Annotated in this window: 20 protein-coding genes and 1 other RNA gene; 16 read left to right on the top strand and 5 right to left on the bottom strand. The window is 64.1% G+C overall.

Annotated features, from left to right (window positions below):
• The first annotated feature begins 93 nt into the window (after positions 1 to 93).
• The 10 genes from FCK22_RS11845 (at position 94) to FCK22_RS11800 (ending at position 11,164) form a co-directional block, all read left to right on the top strand.
• On the top strand, positions 94 to 1,347 hold the full coding sequence (locus FCK22_RS11845; protein ID WP_067264778.1) for a sarcosine oxidase subunit beta family protein: 1,254 nt from the start codon (positions 94 to 96) through the stop codon (positions 1,345 to 1,347).
• Between the two features lie 12 nt (positions 1,348 to 1,359).
• The gene (locus FCK22_RS11840) at positions 1,360 to 1,632 is read left to right on the top strand and encodes a sarcosine oxidase subunit delta (RefSeq protein WP_067264779.1); all 273 of its coding nucleotides are present in this window, start codon (positions 1,360 to 1,362) and stop codon (positions 1,630 to 1,632) included.
• The gene (locus tag FCK22_RS11835; protein WP_067264782.1) at positions 1,629 to 4,565 is read left to right on the top strand and encodes a sarcosine oxidase subunit alpha family protein; all 2,937 of its coding nucleotides are present in this window, start codon (positions 1,629 to 1,631) and stop codon (positions 4,563 to 4,565) included. Before FCK22_RS11840 ends, FCK22_RS11835 begins: the two co-directional genes overlap by 4 nt.
• The gene (locus FCK22_RS11830) at positions 4,558 to 5,094 is read left to right on the top strand and encodes a hypothetical protein (RefSeq protein WP_067264784.1); all 537 of its coding nucleotides are present in this window, start codon (positions 4,558 to 4,560) and stop codon (positions 5,092 to 5,094) included. Before FCK22_RS11835 ends, FCK22_RS11830 begins: the two co-directional genes overlap by 8 nt.
• Before the next feature lie 51 nt (positions 5,095 to 5,145).
• Positions 5,146 to 5,454 (top strand): hypothetical protein, encoded by a 309-nt coding sequence (locus FCK22_RS11825; protein WP_209219329.1) that lies wholly within the window; start codon positions 5,146 to 5,148, stop codon positions 5,452 to 5,454.
• 114 nt (positions 5,455 to 5,568) lie between these two features.
• Entirely contained in the window at positions 5,569 to 7,563 is a 1,995-nt protein-coding gene (gene dnaG / locus FCK22_RS11820; RefSeq protein WP_067264788.1) for a DNA primase, read from the top strand.
• A 135-nt stretch (positions 7,564 to 7,698) separates the two neighbouring features.
• Positions 7,699 to 9,681: an RNA polymerase sigma factor RpoD gene (gene rpoD, locus FCK22_RS11815; RefSeq protein WP_067264850.1), complete on the top strand. Its 1,983-nt coding sequence runs from the start codon at positions 7,699 to 7,701 to the stop codon at positions 9,679 to 9,681.
• A gap of 101 nt (positions 9,682 to 9,782) precedes the next feature.
• Positions 9,783 to 10,196 carry a hypothetical protein gene (locus tag FCK22_RS11810; protein ID WP_247738233.1) on the top strand — a complete coding sequence of 138 codons (414 nt, stop codon included), beginning with the start codon at positions 9,783 to 9,785 and terminating at the stop codon, positions 10,194 to 10,196.
• A gap of 70 nt (positions 10,197 to 10,266) precedes the next feature.
• A complete protein-coding gene (locus FCK22_RS11805; protein ID WP_067264791.1) occupies positions 10,267 to 10,746 on the top strand; it encodes a hypothetical protein in 480 nt (159 codons plus the stop codon).
• Between the two features lies 1 nt (position 10,747).
• Positions 10,748 to 11,164 (top strand): secondary thiamine-phosphate synthase enzyme YjbQ, encoded by a 417-nt coding sequence (locus tag FCK22_RS11800; protein WP_067264792.1) that lies wholly within the window; start codon positions 10,748 to 10,750, stop codon positions 11,162 to 11,164.
• An 18-nt stretch (positions 11,165 to 11,182) separates the two neighbouring features.
• Here FCK22_RS11800 and FCK22_RS11795 read toward each other — a convergent pair whose 3' ends face one another.
• On the bottom strand, positions 11,183 to 11,854 hold the full coding sequence (locus FCK22_RS11795) for an SDR family oxidoreductase (RefSeq protein WP_067264795.1): 672 nt from the start codon (positions 11,852 to 11,854) through the stop codon (positions 11,183 to 11,185).
• A 186-nt stretch (positions 11,855 to 12,040) separates the two neighbouring features.
• On the opposite strand from FCK22_RS11795, the gene nrdR reads away from it, so the two are divergent.
• The gene (nrdR, locus tag FCK22_RS11790; RefSeq protein WP_067264800.1) at positions 12,041 to 12,508 is read left to right on the top strand and encodes a transcriptional regulator NrdR; all 468 of its coding nucleotides are present in this window, start codon (positions 12,041 to 12,043) and stop codon (positions 12,506 to 12,508) included.
• Positions 12,509 to 12,537: 29 nt separating this feature from the next.
• Complete coding sequence (gene ribD / locus FCK22_RS11785; RefSeq protein WP_067264854.1) at positions 12,538 to 13,617, top strand: bifunctional diaminohydroxyphosphoribosylaminopyrimidine deaminase/5-amino-6-(5-phosphoribosylamino)uracil reductase RibD; 1,080 nt, start codon at positions 12,538 to 12,540, stop codon at positions 13,615 to 13,617.
• A 3-nt stretch (positions 13,618 to 13,620) separates the two neighbouring features.
• Here the strand turns inward: ribD and FCK22_RS11780 are convergent, their stop codons facing one another.
• The 3 genes from FCK22_RS11780 to FCK22_RS11770 all read right to left on the bottom strand — a co-directional run bounded on the left by FCK22_RS11780 (position 13,621) and on the right by FCK22_RS11770 (position 18,192).
• A complete protein-coding gene (locus FCK22_RS11780) occupies positions 13,621 to 15,645 on the bottom strand; it encodes a capsular polysaccharide biosynthesis protein (protein WP_136720438.1) in 2,025 nt (674 codons plus the stop codon).
• Positions 15,646 to 15,654: 9 nt separating this feature from the next.
• Positions 15,655 to 16,785, bottom strand: coding sequence for a polysaccharide biosynthesis/export family protein (locus FCK22_RS11775; protein ID WP_197470901.1), 1,131 nt, complete (start codon positions 16,783 to 16,785; stop codon positions 15,655 to 15,657).
• Between the two features lie 114 nt (positions 16,786 to 16,899).
• Positions 16,900 to 18,192 (bottom strand): capsular biosynthesis protein, encoded by a 1,293-nt coding sequence (locus tag FCK22_RS11770; protein WP_067264805.1) that lies wholly within the window; start codon positions 18,190 to 18,192, stop codon positions 16,900 to 16,902.
• A gap of 129 nt (positions 18,193 to 18,321) precedes the next feature.
• On the opposite strand from FCK22_RS11770, the gene FCK22_RS11765 reads away from it, so the two are divergent.
• From FCK22_RS11765 to nusB, 4 genes are all read left to right on the top strand, one after another.
• Entirely contained in the window at positions 18,322 to 18,909 is a 588-nt protein-coding gene (locus FCK22_RS11765; RefSeq protein WP_067264807.1) for a riboflavin synthase, read from the top strand.
• Between the two features lie 81 nt (positions 18,910 to 18,990).
• Positions 18,991 to 20,115, top strand: coding sequence for a 3,4-dihydroxy-2-butanone-4-phosphate synthase (gene ribB, locus FCK22_RS11760; protein WP_067264809.1), 1,125 nt, complete (start codon positions 18,991 to 18,993; stop codon positions 20,113 to 20,115).
• 5 nt (positions 20,116 to 20,120) lie between these two features.
• A complete protein-coding gene (locus FCK22_RS11755; protein ID WP_067264812.1) occupies positions 20,121 to 20,672 on the top strand; it encodes a 6,7-dimethyl-8-ribityllumazine synthase in 552 nt (183 codons plus the stop codon).
• Positions 20,669 to 21,145, top strand: coding sequence for a transcription antitermination factor NusB (gene nusB, locus FCK22_RS11750; protein WP_067264814.1), 477 nt, complete (start codon positions 20,669 to 20,671; stop codon positions 21,143 to 21,145). Before FCK22_RS11755 ends, nusB begins: the two co-directional genes overlap by 4 nt.
• 58 nt (positions 21,146 to 21,203) lie before the next feature.
• Here the strand turns inward: nusB and ssrS are convergent.
• A non-coding RNA gene (ssrS, locus tag FCK22_RS11745) (6S RNA) lies at positions 21,204 to 21,358 on the bottom strand.
• Between the last annotated feature and the right edge of the window lie 11 nt (positions 21,359 to 21,369).

The following is a 21,369-nucleotide window of genomic DNA, read 5'->3' as shown; positions in this document are numbered from 1 at the left end:
GTCTGGGGGCCGAGGGGGAGCGAGAGGCGTTTTCGGTCATTGATACTTGCGCCCCAAGTTGCTTGACTGCGCCAAGACCGGGGGAGGCGAAAGATGCGATTTTCAGGACTGCGGGTGTTGCGCGAAGGCTTGACCGGCAATCGGGGTTGGACGGCGCAATGGCGCGATCCAGAGCCGCAAGCGGAATATGACGCGGTGATCATCGGCGGCGGCGGGCATGGGTTGAGCACGGCTTACTACCTCGCCAAGAACCACGGCATGACGAATATCGCGGTGCTTGAAAAAGGCTACCTCGGCGGGGGGAACGTCGGGCGCAACACGACCGTCGTGCGCGGCAATTACTTTCTGCCCGGCAATTCCGAGTTCTACAGCCATTCGCTGAAACTCTGGGAGGGGCTGTCGGAGGAGTTGAACTATAACGTGATGTTCAGCCAGCGCGGCGTGATCACCCTGTTTCACTCCGACGCGCAGCGCGATGCCTCGGCCCGGCGCGGCAATGCGATGATCAACCAAGGCGACGATGCGGAACTGCTCGACCGCGACGGCCTGCGCAAACTGCTGCCCTATCTGGATTACGACAACGGGCGCTTTCCCATCCACGGCGGGTTGCTGCACCGGCGCGGGGGCACCGCGCGCCACGATGCGGTGGCTTGGGGCTATGCGCGCGGCGCGGACCAGCGCGGCGTCGATCTGATCCAACAATGCGAAGTCACCGGCATCGACATCGAGAACGGCCGCGTGCGCGGCGTGCAGACCACGCGCGGGGCGATCCGGGCCAAGAAGGTGGCGATCGTCACGGCAGGGCGCTCGGGGCAGGTGGCGGCGATGGCCGGGATGCGCCTGCCGATTGAGAGCCATGTTTTGCAGGCCTTCGTCTCCGAAGGGTTAAAGCCCGTGATCGACCATGTGATCAGCTTTGGCATGGGGCACTTCTATATCAGCCAGTCCGACAAGGGCGGTTTGGTCTTTGGTGGCGATCTGGATTTCTATGCCTCCTACGCGCAGCGCGGCAACCTGCCGATGATGGAACATGTGATGGAGGCGGGGATGACCCTGATGCCGATGATCGGCAAGGCCCGCGTGCTGCGCTCTTGGGGTGGGATCATGGACATGACGCCCGATGGCAGCCCGATCATCGACAAGACCGAGACCGAGGGTTTGTTCGTCGACTGCGGCTGGTGCTACGGCGGCTTCAAGGCGGTGCCTGCCTCGGGCTATGCGCTGGCGCATTTGATGGCCACCGGGCAGCCCCATGAGACGGCGGCGGGCTTCAGGCTCGACCGGTTCCGTTCGGGCGAAGGCCTGATGGATGAAGAGGCCACCGGGTCTCAGCACAACTTGCACTGAGGGAGGGCCAATATGCGGATTGAATGCCCCATCTGCGGCAGCCGGGATCGGCGGGAGTTCTATTATCGCGGCGATGCCATCGCCTTGGCCCGGCCTGCGCCCGATGCCTCGGATGAGGACTGGGACGCCTATCTGCACCTGCGCGACAACCCTGCGGGAGAGACCCGCGACCTGTGGCAGCATGAGACCGGCTGCGGGGCGTGGCTTGTCGTCACCCGCGATACGGTGACCCATGCGGTGCGGGCGGTGGAATTGGCATCGGATGTGAAAAGGGCCATGGCATGAGGATTGCAGGGCGCGGATTGATCGACCGGGAGACGCCGGTCAGCTTTACCTTCGACGGGCGGCGCTACGGGGGCTTTGCGGGCGATACGGTCGCCTCGGCCATGCTGGCGAATGGGCAGCGGCTGATGGGGCGGTCGTTCAAATACCACCGCCCGCGCGGGGTGCTGAGCGCGGGCAGCGAAGAGCCGAACGCGCTGGTGACCACCGGCGTCGGCCCCGCGTCAGAGCCCAATGTCCGCGCCACCATGCAAGAGATTTACGAAGGTTTGCAGGTGCGCAGCCAAAACGCTTGGCCGAGCCTCGATCTTGACCTCATGGCGGTGAACGATCTGGCGTCGCCGTTCCTCGGGGCGGGGTTCTATTACAAGACCTTCATGTGGCCGCGCAATTTTTGGCGGCGCGTCTATGAGCCGGTGATCCGCCGTGCCGCAGGACTCGGGCGGCTGAGCCGCCAGCCCAATGCGGACGCCTATGAGAAAGCCTATGCCTTTTGCGATCTCTTGGTGATCGGCGCAGGCCCGGCGGGTCTGATGGCGGCGCTGGTGGCGGCGCGGGCGGGGGCGGATGTGATCCTCGCCGACGAAGATGCGCTGATGGGCGGGCGGCTGAATGCCGAGAACGAGCGTGTCGAAGGTGAGCTGGGCCATGCATGGGCGGTGGGCGTGGTCGCGGAACTCGCGGCGATGGACAATGTGCGGCTGATGCCGCGCACGACGGTGACCGGCGCCTATGACGGCGGCATGTTCGGCGCGTTGGAACGGGTCAACCAACACCGCGCACGGCGGGGCGAGGGCGCGCCGCTTGAGTGTTTCTGGCGCATCGCAGCCAAGCAATCCATCCTCGCGGCAGGTGCTTTGGAGCGCCCCGTGGCCTTCGCCAACAACGACCGCCCGGGCATTATGACCGCGGGCGCGGTGCGCGCCTATCTCAACCGTTGGGGCGTGGCGCCGGGCAAGCAGGTCGCGGTTTTCGGCAATAACGACGACGCCCATCGCACGGCCCGCGATCTGGCCGCGGCAGGCGTGCATGTGGCCGCACTGATCGACAGTCGCGAGGGGATCAGCCGCGATGGCGCGGATTTCCCGGTGCTGAGCGGGGCGGTGGTCTGCAACACCTCGGGCGGCAAGGAGTTGGAGGCGGTGTCGATCCGCACCGCCGGGGGCGTGCATAAGATACAGGCCGATTGTCTGGCCATGTCGGGCGGTTGGAACCCATCGCTGCATCTCACCTGCCATATGAACGGGCGACCGACGTGGTCGCCCGAGATCCACGCCTTTGTACCGACCCCCGGCGTGGTGCCGGGGATGCATGCGGCGGGGGCCTGCAACGGCAGTTTCTCGACCCACGGCTGCCTTGCGGCGGGTGTGGCGGCGGCAGGGGACGCGCTGGCGGCTTTGGGCCGCAAGCCAGTGCCCATCGATCTGCCGCAAGCCGATGACGCGCCCTACCGCCTTGCCCCGCTTTGGGCAGTGCCGGGCAAGGGCCGCGCGTGGCTGGATTTCCAGAACGATGTCTGTGTGAAGGACGTGCAGCAGGCGGCGGCAGAGAGCTTCCGCTCGGTCGAGCATATGAAGCGCTACACGACCCAAGGCATGGCCCCCGATCAGGGCAAGAACTCCAACGTGGCGGCGCTGGCGGTGCTGGCCGATGCCACCGGGCGCGGCATTGCCGAGACGGGGACGACCACCTTCCGCCCGCCCTATACCCCGGTTGCGATTGCAGCGATGGGCGCGGGCGGGCAGGGCAAGGGCTTTGCGCCCGAACGGCTGACCACCAGCCACGCGGCCAGCCTTGCCATGAACGCCCCGATGGTGGAGGCGGGGCTGTGGTATCGCCCCAGTTATTTCCCGCGCGGGCAGGAGCGCAATTGGCGTCAGTCCTGCGACCGCGAGATCGGCTTTGTCCGCAAGACGGTGGGCATCTGCGATGTCTCGACCTTAGGCAAAATGGACATTCAGGGGCCGGATGCGGCCAAGCTGCTCGATCTGGTTTATACGAACAAGTTCAGCACCTTGAAGGTCGGTAGGGTGCGCTATGGTCTGATGCTGCGCGAGGATGGTTTCGTCATGGACGATGGCACCTGCGCGCGCTTGAGCGAGGCGCATTACCTGATGACCACCACCACCGGCGCTGCCGGTGAGGTGATGCGCCATCTGGAATTCGTCACGCAATGTCTGCACCCCGAATGGCAGGTGCATCTGTCTTCGGTCACCGAACAATGGGCGCAATTCGCCGTGGCAGGGCCGAAGTCTCGTGAATTGCTGAACGGGCTGCTGGAGCAGCCGATCAACAATGAGAGCTTCCCCTTCATGGCCTGCGGCGATGTGCGGCTCGGCGGGGTGGCGGCACGGCTGTTCCGCATCTCCTTCTCCGGCGAACATGCCTATGAGATCGCCGCACCCGCGCGCTATGGCGCGGCGCTGTTCGACCTGCTGGTCGCGCGGGCCGAGGCGTTGGAGGGCGGCGCCTATGGGATGGAGGCGCTCAACGTGCTGCGGTTGGAAAAGGGCCATATCACCCATGCAGAGATCGACGGCCGCGCCACGGCAGAGGATATCGGCATGGGGCGGATGCTGTCGGATGCTAAGGATTGCATCGGCAAGACCATGTCCGAACGCCCCGGCCTGCGCGACCCAAACCGCGCGCAACTGGTCGGGCTGCGGCCCGTCGGCGCGGTGAAACAACTTACGGCAGGGGCGTTTCTGTTCGAGGCCGGGGCCGAGGCCAGCCGCGAGAATGCGCAAGGCCATACGACCTCGGTCGGCTTTTCGCCAGATGTTGGCACTTTTATCGGGCTGGGCTTCGTCACCCGGGGCCGCGCACGGCATGGGGAAGTGATGCGCATGGTCGACCATCTGCGCGAAATCGAGGCGGAGGTGGAGATCTGCGACCCGGTCTTTGTGGACCCTGAAGGAGGGCGGACCCGTGGTTGAATTGAAAGCGCAAACACCCTTTGGCGATCTGCTCCCGCTGCACATCAGTGACATGACGATGGCGGCCCGCGATCTGGGCCAGTTGACCGTGCTGGGCGTGTTTGATCCGGCTGGCCTGTCGGACACGCTAGAGGCCGCCCATGGGGTTGCCCTGCCGGAGCCGCTTCAGAGCACCGCTAAGGGCGATGTCCGATGCCTTTGGTTTGGCCGGGAAGAGGCGCTGCTTGTCGGGCCCGCACCGGATGAGGCGCTGGCGGAACATGCAGCCCTTGTCGATGTCTCGGACGGATGGGCAGTGGCGGAGTTGCAGGGGCCGGGGGCCGAAGATGTGCTGGCGCGGCTGGCCCCGGTGGACCTGCGCGCGGCGGCCTTCAAACCCGGTCAGACTCTGCGCAGCCCCTTGCGCGACATGCCCGGCGCGATCACCCGCACCGACACCGGCTTCTTGTTGATGGTCTATCGGTCGATGGCCGCCACTTTGGTGCAGGAGTTGCGCCGCGCTATGGAAGCGGTGGCATCGCGGCGCTAGGTTGTCCGGCAGGGGCCCGAATCCCCGTTAGGCAAACAACGGAGCATAGACATGAACAAAACGATTTTCGCCGCATTGGCCGCGATCAGCATGGCGGTCTCGGGCCCGGCGCTGGCGGCCTCGAAGAAAGAGACGAGCTGCATGCATCAGGCCGCCGTGGTCGCCGCCGTGCAGCAGGCCCGCCTCGACCGCGTGAAAGAGCGCCAAGTCCCCGCCGCCGTGAAGGCCAAGGCAACATGGCCCGAAAGCTTTAACACCGCGATCCCGCTGGTGACCCCTTGGGTTTACGAGATGAAGATGCGCGACGTTAAAAAGAACGATCTCGCCGCCGCGTGGAAAGAAATGTGCCTCGCCCAATAGGCTGACCAACGCCGTGCCGGGCAGGGGGCGCTGCCCGGCAAAAGGGGCGTTTTACCGCCCGCTGCCGCGCCGCCTCCTCTGGACTCTGAACTGGCCCAGCCGGTATATGAAGCCATGAGCCTGCCCCCCGGATTTTTGGAAGAACTGCGTGACCGCGCCAGCCTGTCTCAGGTGGTGGGGCGCAAGGTCATTTGGGACAACCGAAAGTCCAATCAGGGCAAGGGCGACATGTGGGCGCCGTGCCCCTTCCATCAGGAAAAATCCGCCAGCTTTCACGTCGATGATCGCAAAGGATTCTACTACTGCTTTGGCTGCCACGCGAAGGGGGATGCAATCTCTTTCGTGCGCGAGACCGAGAATGTGAGCTTCATGGAAGCGGTGGAGATCATCGCCCGCGAAGTCGGCATGCCGATCCCGAAGCAAGACCCCCGCGCGCAGGCAAAGGCCGACAAGCGCACGCAACTGGCCGAGGTGATGGAGCAAGCGGTGCAATGGTTCCGCCTGCAACTGCGCACCGGGGCGGCGGGGGCGGCGCGCGATTATCTGGCCAAGCGCGGATTGTCGGAACAGGCGCAGGCCCATTGGGAGATTGGTTTCGCCCCGAACAGTTGGCAGGGGCTTTGGGATGCGCTCAAGTCAAAGGGCGTGGCGGATGAGTTGATCCTCGGCGCGGGGCTGGCGAAACCCTCCTCCAAAGGCGGCAAGCCCTATGACACGTTCCGGGGGCGCATCATGTTCCCGATCCGCGATGCGCGGGGCCGGGCGATTGCCTTTGGCGGTCGCGCGATGGACCCCGAGGATAAGGCGAAATACCTCAACTCGCCCGAGACCGAACTCTTCGACAAGGGCCGCAGCCTTTATAACGTCAAACACGCCCGCGCCGCCGCAGGGCGGGGGCAGCCGCTGATCGTGGCCGAAGGCTATATGGATGTGATCGCCCTGCATGGGGCGGGGTTCGAAGGTGCGGTGGCCCCCTTGGGCACCGCGATCACCGAGAACCAATTGCAGATGTTGTGGCGTATCGCGCCTGAGCCGATCATCACGCTGGATGGCGATGCGGCGGGCCAACGCGCGGCGCTGCGGCTGATCGATCTGGCGCTACCGCTGTTGGAGGCCGGGCAGAGCCTGCGTTTCGCGGTCATGCCCGAGGGGCAGGACCCCGACGATCTGCTGCGCGCGCAGGGGGCGGGGGCCTTGCAGAAGCTCTTGGACAATGCCCTGCCCATGGTGCGCCTGCTGTGGCAGCGTGAGACCGAAGGCAAGGTTTTCGACAGCCCCGAACGCAAGGCCGCGCTGGACAAAAGCCTGCGCGAAAAGATCAAGCTGATCCGCGACCCGTCGATCCGCAGCCATTATGGGCAAGAGATCAAGGACCTGCGGTGGGAACTGTTCCGCCCGCAAAAGAAACGGCCCGAATTCCGCCCCGTCGGGGGCAAAGCGTCGGGCAAGGGCAAAGGCGGCAAGGGCGCTGCTTGGGGCGCGCCGCTGGCCCCGCTGGCCAGCACCAAAGCATCGGCCCTTGTGGCGATGAGCGATGAGCAGGTGGGCATGCATCTGCGCGAGGCGGTGATCCTCGTGGCCCTTGTCGATTGTCCGCAGTTGATCGAGACCTTCGAGACCGGGTTGGAGGCGATGCGCTGCGATGACCCTGATCACGCGCGGCTGCGCGATCTGCTGCTGCGCTTTGGCCATGCGGGCGAAGAGACGCTGCGCGAGGAGATTTCCTATTCCCTCGGCTGGGAGACACTTGAAAATATGAAGGGGCAACGCCACGTTGCCATCACGCCCTGCATCCGCAATCCCGGCAACGTGGACATGACCCGCCTAACCGTGGCCGAGGAACTGGCCAAACTGGATGCCGCCCGTGGGCTGAACGAAGAGATCGCCGAAGCCGTCGAAGACCTCAGCGGCCCGGCGGATGAGGGGGTCACCTGGCGCTTGAGCGAAGCGGCCCGTGCTGCCGATCTTGCCCGCCGCAGCGCACAGGAAGAAAGCAACGGGGAATTCGACGTGGGCGACAACGGCATGACGATGGACCGCGATGAGCGCAGCGCATTGGACGCGCTGTTGGGAGCGATTAAATATGACAAGTCAAAGGGCCGCGGATGAGCATCGGCGTGGCCCATTTGCAGGACTTTTTGAAAATGCTGGGCAACGGGTTTAAGAATCACCCATAACCCCGCATGATTCGGAAAACCGAATCGTCTGCGGATGATTCGCGCTGACGCGCTGAAGGAGCATGAGATGGCTGCCAAAGATACGAATGACGACGCAAAGAGCAACGATTCAGAGGCCGGCCACTCGCTCGACATGAGCCAAGCCGCCGTGAAGAAGATGATCGGTGAGGCCCGGGAGAAGGGCTATATCACCTACGATCAGCTGAACACGGTGCTGCCGCCCGATCAGGTCAGCTCGGAACAGATCGAAGACGTGATGTCGATGCTCTCGGAGATGGGCATCAACATCATCGAAGACGAGGAAGCCGAAGAGGAAGAGAACAAAGGCTCGACCGAGGTTGCGACCACTGAGTCCAACCGCGATGTGGCGCTGTCCTCCGGCACCTCCGAGAAGCTTGACCGCACCGATGACCCGGTGCGCATGTACCTGCGCGAAATGGGCAGCGTGGAGCTTTTGAGCCGCGAGGGCGAGATCGCCATCGCCAAGCGGATCGAAGCTGGCCGCAACACCATGATTGCGGGCCTTTGCGAAAGCCCGCTGACCTTCCAGGCGATCACCATCTGGCGCGACGAACTTCTGTCTGAAGACATTCTGCTGCGCGATGTAATCGACCTTGAAGCCACCTTTGGCACGCAGATGGGCGATGAGGAGGAGACCTCTCCGGTCGTCGCCCCTGCCGCCGGGGCCGAGACCAAGACCGAAGAGTCCAAGCCCGAGTATGACGCCGACGGCAATCCGATCTCGTCGGATGACGACGACGACGAGGACGAACAGGCCAACATGAGCCTTGCGGCCATGGAAGCGGCGCTGAAGCCGCAGGTTCTGGAAGCGCTCGACATCATCGCGGATGACTATGAAAAGCTCAGCGCGATGCAGGACAGCCGCATCTCGGCCACGCTGAACGAAGACGGCTCTTTCACCAAGGAACAGGAAGAGACCTATCAGAAGCTGCGGTCGGAAATCGTGCTTTTGGTGAACGACCTGCACCTGCACAACAACCGTATCGAAGCGCTGATCGACCAGCTTTACGGCATTAACCGCCGCATCATGCAGATCGACAGCGCCATGGTGAAGCTCGCCGATCAGGCGCGCATCAACCGCAAGGAATTCGTCGACAATTATCGCGGCTATGAGCTTGATCCCAACTGGATGGAGCGGATGGCCGAGAAGTCGGGCCGTGGCTGGCAGATGTTCATCGAACGCTCCTCCGAAAAGGTCGAAGAACTGCGCGCCGACATGGCGCAGGTTGGCCAATATGTCGGTCTGGATATCTCTGAATTCCGCCGCATCGTGCAGCAGGTCCAGAAGGGTGAGAAAGAAGCCCGTCAGGCCAAGAAAGAAATGGTCGAGGCGAACCTGCGCCTCGTGATCTCCATCGCGAAGAAATACACGAACCGCGGTCTGCAATTCCTTGATCTCATTCAGGAAGGCAACATCGGCCTGATGAAGGCTGTCGATAAGTTCGAGTATCGCCGCGGCTACAAGTTCTCCACCTACGCGACATGGTGGATTCGTCAGGCGATCACTCGCTCGATTGCTGACCAAGCGCGCACCATCCGCATCCCGGTGCATATGATCGAGACGATCAACAAGCTGGTCCGGACCGGTCGCCAGATGCTGCACGAGATTGGCCGCGAGCCGACGCCGGAGGAACTGGCCGAGAAGCTGCAAATGCCGCTCGAAAAGGTCCGCAAGGTGATGAAGATCGCCAAGGAGCCGATCAGCCTTGAGACGCCCATCGGCGACGAGGAAGACAGCCAGCTGGGCGATTTCATCGAGGACAAGAATGCCGTGCTGCCGCTCGACAGTGCCATTCAGGAAAACCTCAAGGAGACCACGACGCGGGTGCTGTCCTCGCTCACCCCGCGCGAGGAACGCGTGCTGCGGATGCGTTTCGGCATCGGCATGAACACCGACCACACGCTCGAAGAGGTCGGCCAGCAATTCTCGGTCACGCGCGAACGTATTCGACAGATCGAAGCCAAAGCATTGCGCAAGCTCAAACATCCGAGCCGCTCGCGCAAGCTGCGCAGCTTCCTTGATCAATAAACCAAAACGCGGCCCCGGTGGCCGCGTTTTCTTTTGCGGGGCGGGTCTTTGACCTGCCGCCCGCGCCGCTTACATCAAGGGGGTATCCCAAGAAGGTTCCCATGATGCGCAAAACTGTCCTTACCCTTCTTTGCCTTATGCTGCCGCTGCAAGCCGCCGCACAGGCCTACCGGGCCGAGAACCGGCTGATCGTCGTGCCACTTACCGCGCAGGAGTTCGAGGTGATCGAAGACCACGGCGCAGGCGCGCGTCACATCTGGTGCGCCGCAGCGGAGTTTGCGCAGGACGTTCTGGGCCTTCCGCGCGGGGAGCGGCTTTATATCAAAACCCCCCGCGGCCCGTCGGTGAGCGGCGTGGGCCGCACTGGCGTCGTTTACACCACCAATCCTGAGCGGGCGAGCGGCGACAGGGGGCAGTCCTATTCCGTCACGATCAACCGCGCGGGAGAGAACCTGCCCAGCCACCATGCGCGGCAGTTCTGTCTGGATCGCATAATTGAGTTGCGGGATTTCTGAACCGGGGAAGCCGTTGTTTTCACGCGGTGGCGGGCTTATTCTGCGGGTATTGTTACGACGGATTTTTCTCATGCGTTTTCTGCTCGCCAGCCTGTTTCTGACCCTTGGCATCAGCCAAGCCCTTGCCCACTGCCATCAGCGCAGCGCCACGGTTCTAACCTGTACGATTGATCAAGGGGCAAAACAGTTGGAGGTCTGCCTCGACGGGGAAGAGGTGATCTACCGCTTCGGCCCGGCTGACGCGCCCGATCTGATCCTGAGCGCCCCGATCACGGAGGTGGCGCATCAGCCTTGGCCGGGCATAAGTCGCGCCATCTGGGAGAGCACGACCTTTCGGAATGGCGCTTTTACATATGAGGTCCATAGCTCTTTCGACAAACTCGATCAGGTCAGCGATGGCGGGGTGACGGTGCGCGAGAATGGGCGCGAGATCGCCTCGCTTTCTTGCGACAGGGGGTCAACGGAACTGGGCCTCTTTGCCATAAGCGACGCGAAAGAGGCGGCTGGCCAATGTTGGGACGCTGAGGCGCAGCACTGGGGGGCCTGCTGAGATGCAGACAGTCTTTACCATTCAAACCCGCGGTCAGGCGCTCTACGAGTTCACGAATGACGTGGCCCGCTGGATTGCGGGGCAGGGGGACGGGCTGCTGACGCTCTTGGTGCAGCACACCTCGGCCTCTTTGCTGATCCAAGAGAACGCAGACCCGGATGTGCAGTGCGACCTTTTGGCCTATTTCGCCCGGCTGGTGCCGCCCGCCGATGCGCCAGAAATGCGCTATCTCACGCATCTGATGGAAGGGCCGGATGATATGCCTGCGCATATCAAAGCCTCGGTCCTGCCGGTCAGCCTTAGCATCCCCGTCGCGCGGGGGCGGATGATGTTGGGGACTTGGCAAGGCATCTACTTGTTCGAGCATCGCGACGCCCCGCATGAGCGGCGCATCGCGGCGCATTTCCGGCCCGACTGACGCCGGACCGGGCAGGGGTCACCCTGTCGGCATCAGGTGAATTTCACGCACCGCCGCCCGCGCGGGCGCTTCGAGCGCATGCATCACCGCATCTGCCACATCCTCAGGCTGCAACTTGTCGGGTTTGGCCTCGTCGAAAAAGGCGGTGTCGACCATGCCGGGTGAGACCACCATGCAGCGGCCACCCCATTCGGCCATCTCATCCGCCAAGTTACCTGCGTAGCCGTGGATAAACCACTTGGTCGCCCCGTAGATCGACCCTTGGATATGCCGCCGCCCGGCGGCAGAGCCGGTGACGACATATTGCCCCGTGGTCTTGCGCAGATGCGGCATGGCGGCATGAGCGGTATAGAGTGCGCCCATGATGTTGAGGTCGACCATCGCTTTCCAATCCTGCGGGTCGCCATTCTCTGTCCCCGCTGGGCTGGTGCCGCGCCCGGCATTGGCAAAGGCGGCATCGACCTGTCCGAAGTGATCGGCCAGTTTGTCGATCGCTTGTTTCTGCGCGTCGTAGTCGGTAGCGTCGCCCACCAGCACGAGTGCTTGGTCGCCAATCTCGGCGGCGAGGTCGTTCAGCTTGTCTTCGCTGCGGGCAAACAGGCCGATGTTCCAGCCCGCTTTCGCGGCGGCGCGGGCGGTGGCGGCGCCGATCCCGCTGGAGGCGCCGGTCAGGAAAAGTGTCTTGGTCATAACATGCTCCGTTTATAGCCTTCGCTGACCAACGCAGGGGCATGCCGTTGGGTCCATGACACATATTTGAACGCAAGATATAGCTGTGGAAATCTTCTCTACCCAAAACCTCGCGGCTCCCCTATAAGTTTTGACAAGAGGGCCGCGCGCCCCACAAGTGAGGCAGGATGAAGAGGGGGACGGCCGATGCGCTGCCCGTTTTGCGGAAATATCGACACCCAAGTGAAAGACAGCCGCCCGGCCGAGGATCACGTCTCGATCCGGCGCAGACGGTTCTGCCCGGCCTGCGGGGGCCGCTTCACCACCTATGAACGGGTGCAACTGCGCGACCTTGTGGTCATCAAAACCTCCGGCAAGCGCGAGGATTTTGACCGCGACAAGCTGGAACGCTCGATCCGTATCTCCATGCAGAAACGCCCCATTGATCCCGAACGTATCGATCAGATGATCTCGGGCATCGTGCGCCGGTTGGAAAGCATGGGCGAGACCGACATCAGCTCAAAACATATCGGTGAGATCGTAATGGAGGCGCTGGCCCGGATCGACACCGTGGCCTATGTGCGTTTCGCCTCTGTTTACAAGAACTTCCAAGCCGCGGACGATTTCGACAAATTCGTTCAGGAACTGCGGCCCGACGCCCTGCCGGAAGAGTGACCGGCGAGCGGGTGAGCGACGCGCGGTATATGGCGCTGGCGCTGTCCTTGGGGCGGCGCGGGCAGGGCAATGTCTGGCCCAACCCGGCGGTGGGCTGTGTCATCGTGCAAGGCACGCGGATCGTCGGGCGCGGTTGGACCCAGCCGGGCGGGCGCCCCCATGCCGAGCCGCAGGCGCTGGCGCAGGCCGGTGCGGCGGCGCGGGGGGCGACGGTCTATGTTACGCTTGAACCCTGCTCCCACCACGGCAAAACGCCGCCCTGTGCGCAGGCGCTGATCGACGCAGGCGTGGCCCGCGTGGTGATCGCGACCCAAGATGACGACGCGCGGGTCAACGGGCGCGGCATCGCGATGTTGCAAGATGCCGGGATCGAGGTCTCGGTCGGGCTGCACGAAGATGCGGCCCGCGCGGATAACGCCGGTTTTTTCTGCCGCACCGATCTGGGGCGCCCGATGCTCACGCTGAAACTGGCCAATTCCTTTGACGGGCGGATCGCCACCGGCACGGGCGAAAGTCAGTGGATCACCGACGCCCCCGCGCGGCGGCTGACCCATGCCATGCGCAGCCGCCATGACGCGGTGATGGTCGGGGCGGGCACCGCCCGCAAGGACGACCCAAGCCTGACGGTGCGTGGTCTCGGGCTTGCCCAGCAACCGGCGCGCGTCGTCGTCTCGCGCAGGCTCGACCTGCCGTTGATGGGGCAACTGGCGCGCACGGCGGCTGAGGTGCCTTTGATCCTCTGCCACGGTGCGGATGCCGATCCGGCTTTGGTCAAAGCCTGGGCCGATCTTGGGGCGACACTGCTGCCCTGTGCCGCACGCGGGGCGCAGTTGGACCCGCAGGATGTGATGCGGCAATTGGCGGCGCATGGTCTCACAAGGATCTTCTGCGAGGGGGGGAGCGCCTTGGCCGCCTCGCTCATCGAGGCGGATTTGGTCGACCGGCTGGTGGGGTTCACCGCCGGGCTGGTGATCGGGGCCGAAGGTCTGCCCGGCATCGGGGCGCTTGGCCTGTCGCGGCTGGCCGAGGCCCCGCGCTTTGCGCTGCAATCCAGTCAGCAGATTGGGCCGGACCTTCTGCACATCTGGCGGCGCAACGCAGCCGGTTAAGCGCTATCGCCGCCAGAGGTGGCTCTGGCTGGCAAAGACCCCTTGGAGCTTCGACAGCATTCGGTTGCCCAGCCCGGCGCGGGGCAGACGGCCCGTGGCCAGCCGTTCGACCACCACTTCGACGGGGCAGGGCAAGCCGCTGACCGGGTCGCGGTAGCGCGGGTAATCGATGAGCGCGGCATGAATAAGCCCTTCGAGCGTCGGTGTCGCGCGGCGGCGGGGCGGGACATCGCCCCGGTCTTCCGTCAGCCCCCAGCCTGCGTAGAAGGGCGCGCCCAAGGTCACCACCGGGACCCGGCGGAGGAGCGCTTCGAACCCCAAGAGGGAGGTCATGGTCCAAACCGCGTCGACTTGGCTGAGAAGCGCCACCGGGTCGGCGTGATGCAGGATCAGATCGGCCTCGCCCGCCTCCGTCGCGCCTTTGCGCAGGCCCGCTTCGACATCGGGGTGGGGTTTGTAGAGGATCACGGCATCCGGGTTTGCGGCGCGGGCGGCGGCCAGCAGGGCCGCATTGCTGCACACATCGCCCGTGCCGGTGAGGATGGAGGCGTCGTCTTCGACCTGTCCGGGGACAAGGATGCGCCGCCCCGGCGGCAGGTCGGGCGCGGCACCGCCGAGGTTGTATTTGCTGAGGCCCGCCCCGGTGAGCGCCGCGATCAGCGCGCGGGCGCGGGCCAGTTGATCGGGGCGCAAGTCTGCGCGTTTCGCGATCCATTTCTCCAACCGGCTCGGTCCTTGGGGATCGTAGTAAATGCCCAGATCGTCACAGACCAGCGACAGGGGCGGGACCAGTTCGGCCCCCAGCCCGCGCGAGCGCAGAAACCCGTCCTCGACCCGCAGCGCATCTTGGGGCGCGACCTCGGCCTTGCTGGCCCAGACCATGGCGCGGCGGGGCGGCTTGGGGGCTTCTGCCGCGCCTTTGCGAAAGCGAAGGGGCGTGGTCGTTCCGAAGAACTGTTGCAGGGGGCGGCGCTTCCACAGGCGCATGCCCCATGCGTCCCAGCCGCGATGATCCTCTCGCCACGCGCGGGCCTGCGCGGCGAGGGCGGTAAGGGCCGTCTCGAAACTGCCGAGTTCGTCGCGATAGGGGTCGTACCACGTCGGATAGAGGATCATCGCGGCGGCGAAAAGTTGCGCGCGGCTAAGGCGGCGCTGGCGGCGTTGGACGGGGAATTCATCCTCCGTCAGCCCCCAACCGGCATAGAAGGGCTGGCCGAAGACGCGCGGCCTGTGACCGGCAAAGATCGCCTCGAACCCCATTTGCGATGAGACGGTGTAGACACCCACCGCCCCTTCGAACAGTGCCCAAGGGCTGATGGAATTGGTCAGCAGGGTGATCCGCTCGTTGGTATCCTCGGGGCCGTAATGCCCGGCGCGGTAGCCCTGTGCGGTCTCGGGGTGGCTCTTGATGATGACCCGCGCGCCGGGGTGTTCCTCTTGCGCGAAGACGAGCATTTCCAGAAACCGCGCACGATCCGCGCCCGAAGCGGTGACCGAGGCGTCGCCGCGGGTTTGGTCGATCACCAGCACATAGCCCGGCTCCGGCGCAGGCAGGTCGGGGTCAAAGCCCGCATATTTCGTCAGATGCGCCTCGGCGATCTGCGCCATGCCGCCCCGGGCGCGGTCCAGAAGGGCGGTGTTGTCCAGCGGGTGATGGGCCAGTAGCTCTTCGAGGTCTGAGGGCTGGGCGGGGTCGAAATGCGCCCCCCGGCTGTCGATCAGCAGGCCCAAGGGCGGCTCGCCCGCGCGACCGGGGTGGAGCGAGCGCAGCCATGCGTCCTCCACCCGGATCACCGGCACGCCGCGTTTGGCCGCCACGGCCAGTCCGCGATGCGCGGTGGGGGAGTTACCCCAGACCGCCACCGCATCATCCGGCCCGGGCAGGCCAAGGCGCAGGGAATGGCCCGACAGTTGCAGGATGCGCCGCAGGCGGCGCTGCGTCAGAAATCCACCGTTATATACGAAAAGCCGCCGGCTCCTTTCGGGACCGGCGGCGGGGTATTGGTATGGGTCAGCTTCGAATGCCACCGGGGTGGATCATTCGGTCAGCGAGGTGATGCTATCCGCCGAACCCGCCGTGCCGGTGATGGCCGAGATTACCTTGCTCCACTGGGTGAAGGGCGCTTCGGTCACATAGATCGTGTCGCCGTCGCGGATCACGAAATCGCGGGCCATGAACATGCCGTTGGGTTTGGTCAGGTCGGTCACATAGACCATGCGCTGCGCACCGGTCAGATCGCTGCGGCCCAGCACCTGTTCGGCGACTTCCTCAGGCTCATTGCGGAACACGAAGACGCCCGTGGGGTCGGCCGAGAGGGGGCTGAGACCGCCCACCTGCGCGATGCCTTCCAAGAGCGAGAGGTTTTGCGATTCAAAGGGCACGCGGGCCTGCCCGCCGGTGGCGCCAAGCGCGGTGAAAGAACGGGTGTCTTCCTCGACCAAAATCCGGTCGCCCGGGCGCAGGGCAATGTCGAGCTCGGGGTGGTCATAAAGGTCTTGGAACCAAATCTTGCCGCGCTGCCCGCCGCGGATCACGGTGACCTGCGCGATTTCGGGGATGATGGTCACACCGCCCGCGCGTGCCAGCATGGCGGCCAGCGTACGGGTGGGGCGCTCGATCGGGTAGACGCCCTGCGCCCCGATGGAACCGATGAGCGAGACGGTCGAGCCGTCACCGGCGGCGCGGCGCACTTCGACCTGCGGGTCGGGGGTTTGCTCGCCCAGCTTGTTGGTGATGATGCGGCGGATCGCTTCGGGCGTGTTGCCCGCAGCGCGAATGCGGCCCGCGTAGGGGATAAAGATAAAGCCCGCGCCGTCGACCTGCACCTCTTCCAGCATGGTGGCTGGGGCGCCTTCGACGCCGAGAAGCGGATCGTCCACGTTTTCATAAACCGTGATGCCAAGGATATCGCCCGGCTGGATCGTGTCGGAACCGACCCGGCCCGCATTCTTGAAGCTTTCCGAAAAGCCAAGCGCCGGGGCCACGGCGGTGGCGCGGGTCACACGGTCATTCACGCTGACGACAAAGGCATCGCCCTCGCGCTGAACAGAGCCTGCGTAGATTTGCCGTTTGTTCGGCCCGACCTGCGGCAAACCACATGATGAGACGACGGCCACCGCCGCCAGCGCTGCGATGGGGCGCGCCCACCGGAAAGATACGGATTTCACTGCCCGGTCTCCTCGACCTGAAATATCTGCCTCGAAATCGCCAATTGTCTTGACGTATTACTTTGCAACTTAGCGCAGCCTAGCGAAAAAATCTACAGGGCGGAATGGGTTAACTCAGGTGACGACCCGCAACTGTTGCCGAGGGGCCGCGGTGCCCTGTTCCAGCGCGTCATAGGGATCCTCGGCGGCGAGCATCATATCGACCACTTGGCGCAGCAATTGCCGCCGCCCGCGCGCGGCATAGAAACCGCCCGGAACCTGAGAGGTTTCAAGCAGATAGCGGCGGTAATCCTTATAGGCGCGGTTGTCGGGGCGGTTGGCGGTGGCAAAGAATTCCGGCAGCGGCTGGTCCGAGACAAACTCAGGCTGGGAATAGACCGCGCGGCCAAAGACCTTGAGGGGGATGCCGCGCCAAAGCACCTGTTGCCCGGCGGTGGAATTCACCGTGACAGCACTGCGGGTGTCATTGAGAAGCTGTGCCAGCTTGCCGCCGCGCACGAAATGCACACGGTCGGAAACCCCATGCGCGCGGGCCAGCCGTTTGACATCGCGCCGCACCGGCACGCGGCCATCCTCCAGCGGATGCGCCTTGATGACGAGGTGGTGATGCTGCGGCGCGCCCTTGGCGAAACCTTCGATCACCAGTTCAAGGAAATCGGCCATCGTGTTGAAGGGCGAATGTTTCTGGAAGGAGGAATCATGCTCCAGTTGCAGCAGCGCCAGATGATAGGGAAAGCCGCCCAGCCGGATCTTCAGCGTGGCCAGCAGGCGGTCGGCGGCCAGCACCGGCATCAGCACGAGCCGCTTGAGGTAGAGGCGGAATTCCTTGGTCACCGGCAGGCTGCGGTGGGGTTTGAAATTGCGGTAATCGCCGTTTCGGAACATCACGAACCAATGGTAAAGCGCGCCGTAAAAGATGTGGTGGCGCATGTCGCCCCAATGGCCGGGGGGCAGGGGGGCTTCCATGTCTGAGCGGGCGAGCGCGGCCTGCATCTGGGGAATGGTCATCTCCATCAGCCGAGAGTTGCCGTTCGATCCGCCGCGCTCATAGGTGACCCAATAGGGCCGCATATAGCCTTCCTCGAAGACATGGACGGTGATGCCACGGCGCTTTGCCTCGGCCACCGCTTCGGCATGGATGGGGCGGGTGTCGCCGTAAAGCACGATGTCGGTGACCTGCTTGTCGTCCAGCAGGCTGGCAAAGACGCGCGGCCAATCCTCGACCCTGCCGCGATAGGGGATGTATGTCGACGGGTGAAACCAAAAGGCCCGGTCGCCCGCGTTGAAGCCCACCCGCCAGACCTCGGCCCCCGCACGGCGCAGCATCTTGCCCAGACTGTTAAAGAAAGGGCCATGCGGTCCTTGCAGGAACAGGAAGGTTCTGGTCGGGGCGGCGGTCACGGTCATTCTGGTCCTTCGGTGGGCATTTGCCCTTCAACCACCATATAATAGGGGCGACAATGTGGCGTCACCCGCTCTTGCCTGTGGCGGTGACCGGGTTTACCACTGCGCGGAACCAGCAAAGGAGCCTACCCCATGTTCACCGGCATTATCACAGACGTTGGCACCGTGACCAAGCTGGAGCAGGAAGGCGACCTGCGCGCGCGCATCCAGACCGGCTATGACACCAGAGGCATCGACATGGGCGCCTCCATCGCCAGCGACGGCGTCTGCCTGACCGTCGTGGGGCTGGGCGCGGATTGGTATGAGGTGCAGATCAGCGCCGAGACCGTGGCTAAGACAAACCTCGGCCAGCACTGGCGCGAGGGCAAACGCGTGAACCTTGAACGCGCCTTGAAGGTGGGTGACGAGTTGGGCGGGCATATCGTCTCGGGCCATGTCGATGGCGTGGCTGAGATCATTGAGATGAAAGACGAGGGCGACAGCACCCGCGTGACCCTGCGCGCGCCCGAGGATCTGGCGCGGTTCATCGCGCCCAAAGGCTCGGTGGCGCTGAACGGCACCTCGCTGACGGTGAATGATGTCGATGGCTGCGATTTCGGCATCAACTTCATCCCGCATACCAAGGAGGTGACGACGTGGGGCGATGCAGGCGTCGGCGATCTGGTGAACCTCGAAATCGACACGCTGGCCCGTTACGTGGCACGCCTGAACGAGATGTGACGCTGCGCCCTTCGGGGCGCGCTCTGGCCAAGCGGCGCGGGTCAGGCTAAGAGCCGGGCAACAGATAGATGGAAGCAGCCGATGCAATTTGACAAACCCGGACCGGTCGAGACAGGGCTGAGCGATGCGATCTCGCCCATCGAAGAGATCATCGAAGACGCCCGCCAAGGTCGCATGTTCATTCTGGTGGATCATGAGGACCGCGAGAACGAAGGCGATCTGGTGATCCCGGCTGAGTTTGCCGATGCTGCGGCGATCAACTTCATGGCGACCCATGGGCGCGGGCTGATCTGTCTGCCGATGACGGCGGAGCGGGTCGATCACCTCGGCCTGCCAATGATGGCGGTGAACAATTCCTCGCGGCATGAGACGGCCTTTACCGTCAGCATCGAAGCGCGGGAAGGTGTCAGCACCGGCATCTCTGCCGCCGACCGTGCGCTGACCGTGGCCGTGGCGATCTCGGAACAATCCGGTTCGGCAGATATTGCCACCCCCGGCCATGTCTTCCCCCTGCGCGCCCGCGATGGTGGCGTGCTGGTGCGGGCAGGCCATACCGAAGCGGCGGTCGATATTTCGCGCCTCGCGGGGCTGCACCCTTCGGGCGTGATCTGCGAGATCATGAAGGACGACGGCGAAATGGCCCGTCTGCCCGATCTGGTGGAATTCGCCGCCGCGCATGGGCTCAAGATCGGGACGATCAGCGATCTCATCACCTACCGCCACAAGCACGACAACCTGCTGGTGGAGCGCGACAGCCGCACCGTGACCTCCGCCTATGGCGGCGACTGGCAGATGCGGGTGTTCTCCGACCAAATCACCGGCACCGACCATGTGGTGCTGACCAAGGGCGACATCTCAACCCCCGAGCCGGTGCTGATCCGCACCCATGCGATCAACGCGCTGGAAGATATTCTCGGGCTCGGCCCCAGCCCGGCGGATGAGTTGCCCCGTGCCATGCAGATCATCGCCGAAGAGGGGCGAGGGGCCGTGGTGCTCTTCCGCGATCCTTATCCGCGCCTCAAACTCGACCCAGAGGATGACGACCGCCCGCGCACGATCAAACGCACTGGGCTTGGCGCGCAGATCCTCTCGACAATGGGGCTGCATGAACTGGTCCTGCTGACCGACAATCCAGACACGCGCTATCTGGGCCTCGACGCCTATGCGTTGGAAATCGTGGGCACCCGGCCCATCACTACGGAGTAATCGCCATGGCATCCGCCGAAGAGCATACCATCCTGCCGCGCCCCAGCTTTGACGAACCGGTGAAACTGCTGATCGTCGTCTCGCCCTATTACTCGGACATTGCGAACGGCCTTCTAACCGGCGCCAAGGCCGAGTTGGAGGCTGCGGGCGCCAGTTACGAGGTGATCGAAATGCCCGGCGCGTTGGAGATTCCCACCGCCATCGGCATTTCCGACCGGGGCAGCCATTTCGACGGCTATGTCGCGCTTGGGTGCGTCATCCGCGGTGAGACCACGCATTATGAGACCGTCTGCAATGACAGCAGCCGTGCCTTGCAACTGCTTGGCTTGCAAGGGCTTTGCATCGGCAATGGCATCCTCACGGTCGAGAACAAACAACAGGCCGAAGTGCGCGCCGACCCCGAGGGGCAAAACAAAGGTGGCGGCGCGGCCGCTGCGGCCTTGCATCTTATCGCGCTCGCTCGTAAATGGGGCCGCCAGAGCAAGGGCATCGGGTTCAAGCCATTCGGGCAGGACACTTTGATGGCCGGCGACACGGATGGATCAAACATCGCATGACCAGCAACGGGCCTTCGGGCAACCAGAAACGTAAGATGAAGTCGGCCTCGCGGCTCTATGCCGTGCAGGCGCTGTTCCAGATGGAGCATTCCGCGCAGACGGTCGATGTCGTGCGTCACGAATTCATCGACCACCGTTTCGGTGCCGTCTATGAGGGCGATGAGATGCAGGAGGGGGATGTCGACCACTTCTCTCGCGTGCTTGAAGATGCGGTGAACTATCAAGCGCCAATCGACCAGATGGCCAACCGCGCCATCGTCGCCAAATGGGCCATTGCCCGGATCGACCCGACCCTGCGCGCGCTGTTCCGCGCCGCCGGGGCCGAGTTCCGCCATGACGACACGCCGCCGCGCGTGGTGATCAAGGAATATGTCGACGTGGCCCATGCCTTCTTCCCCGATGGGCGCGAGCCGAGCTTTGTCAACGCCGTACTTGACCATATGGCCCGCGAGGCGCGCCCCGAAGCGTTCTAAACGCGCGGGAAAGTGGCCCCGAGGGGGCCATCTACCACATTGATGTCTTGGGAAAGTGACGGGAACCGCGCCTGCCGCTGCTGTTTTATATTCCCGAGGACCTGTATGTACAGGTGGGCGCCAGGTAACCGAACCAGGGCTCGGACAGAGCCAGCTCCCTCGGATTTGCTTAAGGCCACTGGAATGTAACGTTCACGAACAGGGCAGAACCCGTCGACCCCCGA

Source organism: Sulfitobacter sp. 15WGC (assembly GCF_005068605.1).
In the GTDB taxonomy this organism is placed as follows: domain Bacteria; phylum Pseudomonadota; class Alphaproteobacteria; order Rhodobacterales; family Rhodobacteraceae; genus Sulfitobacter; species Sulfitobacter faviae.
The sequence above is the reverse complement of the archived record's forward strand: the minus strand, read 5'-3'. Positions and strand labels throughout refer to the sequence as shown.

Excerpts from the sequence above, each read along its gene's own strand:
- FCK22_RS11845 (WP_067264778.1), top strand. The coding sequence starts at position 94 with ATGCGATTTTCAGGACTGCGGGTGTTGCGCGAAGGCTTGACCGGCAAT.
- FCK22_RS11840 (WP_067264779.1), top strand. The coding sequence starts at position 1,360 with ATGCGGATTGAATGCCCCATCTGCGGCAGCCGGGATCGGCGGGAGTTC.
- FCK22_RS11835 (WP_067264782.1), top strand. The coding sequence starts at position 1,629 with ATGAGGATTGCAGGGCGCGGATTGATCGACCGGGAGACGCCGGTCAGC.
- FCK22_RS11825 (WP_209219329.1), top strand. The coding sequence starts at position 5,146 with ATGAACAAAACGATTTTCGCCGCATTGGCCGCGATCAGCATGGCGGTC.
- dnaG (WP_067264788.1), top strand. The coding sequence starts at position 5,569 with ATGAGCCTGCCCCCCGGATTTTTGGAAGAACTGCGTGACCGCGCCAGC.
- rpoD (WP_067264850.1), top strand. The coding sequence starts at position 7,699 with ATGGCTGCCAAAGATACGAATGACGACGCAAAGAGCAACGATTCAGAG.
- FCK22_RS11810 (WP_247738233.1), top strand. The coding sequence starts at position 9,783 with ATGATGCGCAAAACTGTCCTTACCCTTCTTTGCCTTATGCTGCCGCTG.
- FCK22_RS11805 (WP_067264791.1), top strand. The coding sequence starts at position 10,267 with ATGCGTTTTCTGCTCGCCAGCCTGTTTCTGACCCTTGGCATCAGCCAA.
- FCK22_RS11800 (WP_067264792.1), top strand. The coding sequence starts at position 10,748 with ATGCAGACAGTCTTTACCATTCAAACCCGCGGTCAGGCGCTCTACGAG.
- FCK22_RS11795 (WP_067264795.1), bottom strand. The coding sequence starts at position 11,854 with ATGACCAAGACACTTTTCCTGACCGGCGCCTCCAGCGGGATCGGCGCC.
- nrdR (WP_067264800.1), top strand. The coding sequence starts at position 12,041 with ATGCGCTGCCCGTTTTGCGGAAATATCGACACCCAAGTGAAAGACAGC.
- ribD (WP_067264854.1), top strand. The coding sequence starts at position 12,538 with ATGGCGCTGGCGCTGTCCTTGGGGCGGCGCGGGCAGGGCAATGTCTGG.
- FCK22_RS11770 (WP_067264805.1), bottom strand. The coding sequence starts at position 18,192 with ATGACCGTGACCGCCGCCCCGACCAGAACCTTCCTGTTCCTGCAAGGA.
- FCK22_RS11765 (WP_067264807.1), top strand. The coding sequence starts at position 18,322 with ATGTTCACCGGCATTATCACAGACGTTGGCACCGTGACCAAGCTGGAG.
- ribB (WP_067264809.1), top strand. The coding sequence starts at position 18,991 with ATGCAATTTGACAAACCCGGACCGGTCGAGACAGGGCTGAGCGATGCG.
- FCK22_RS11755 (WP_067264812.1), top strand. The coding sequence starts at position 20,121 with ATGGCATCCGCCGAAGAGCATACCATCCTGCCGCGCCCCAGCTTTGAC.
- nusB (WP_067264814.1), top strand. The coding sequence starts at position 20,669 with ATGACCAGCAACGGGCCTTCGGGCAACCAGAAACGTAAGATGAAGTCG.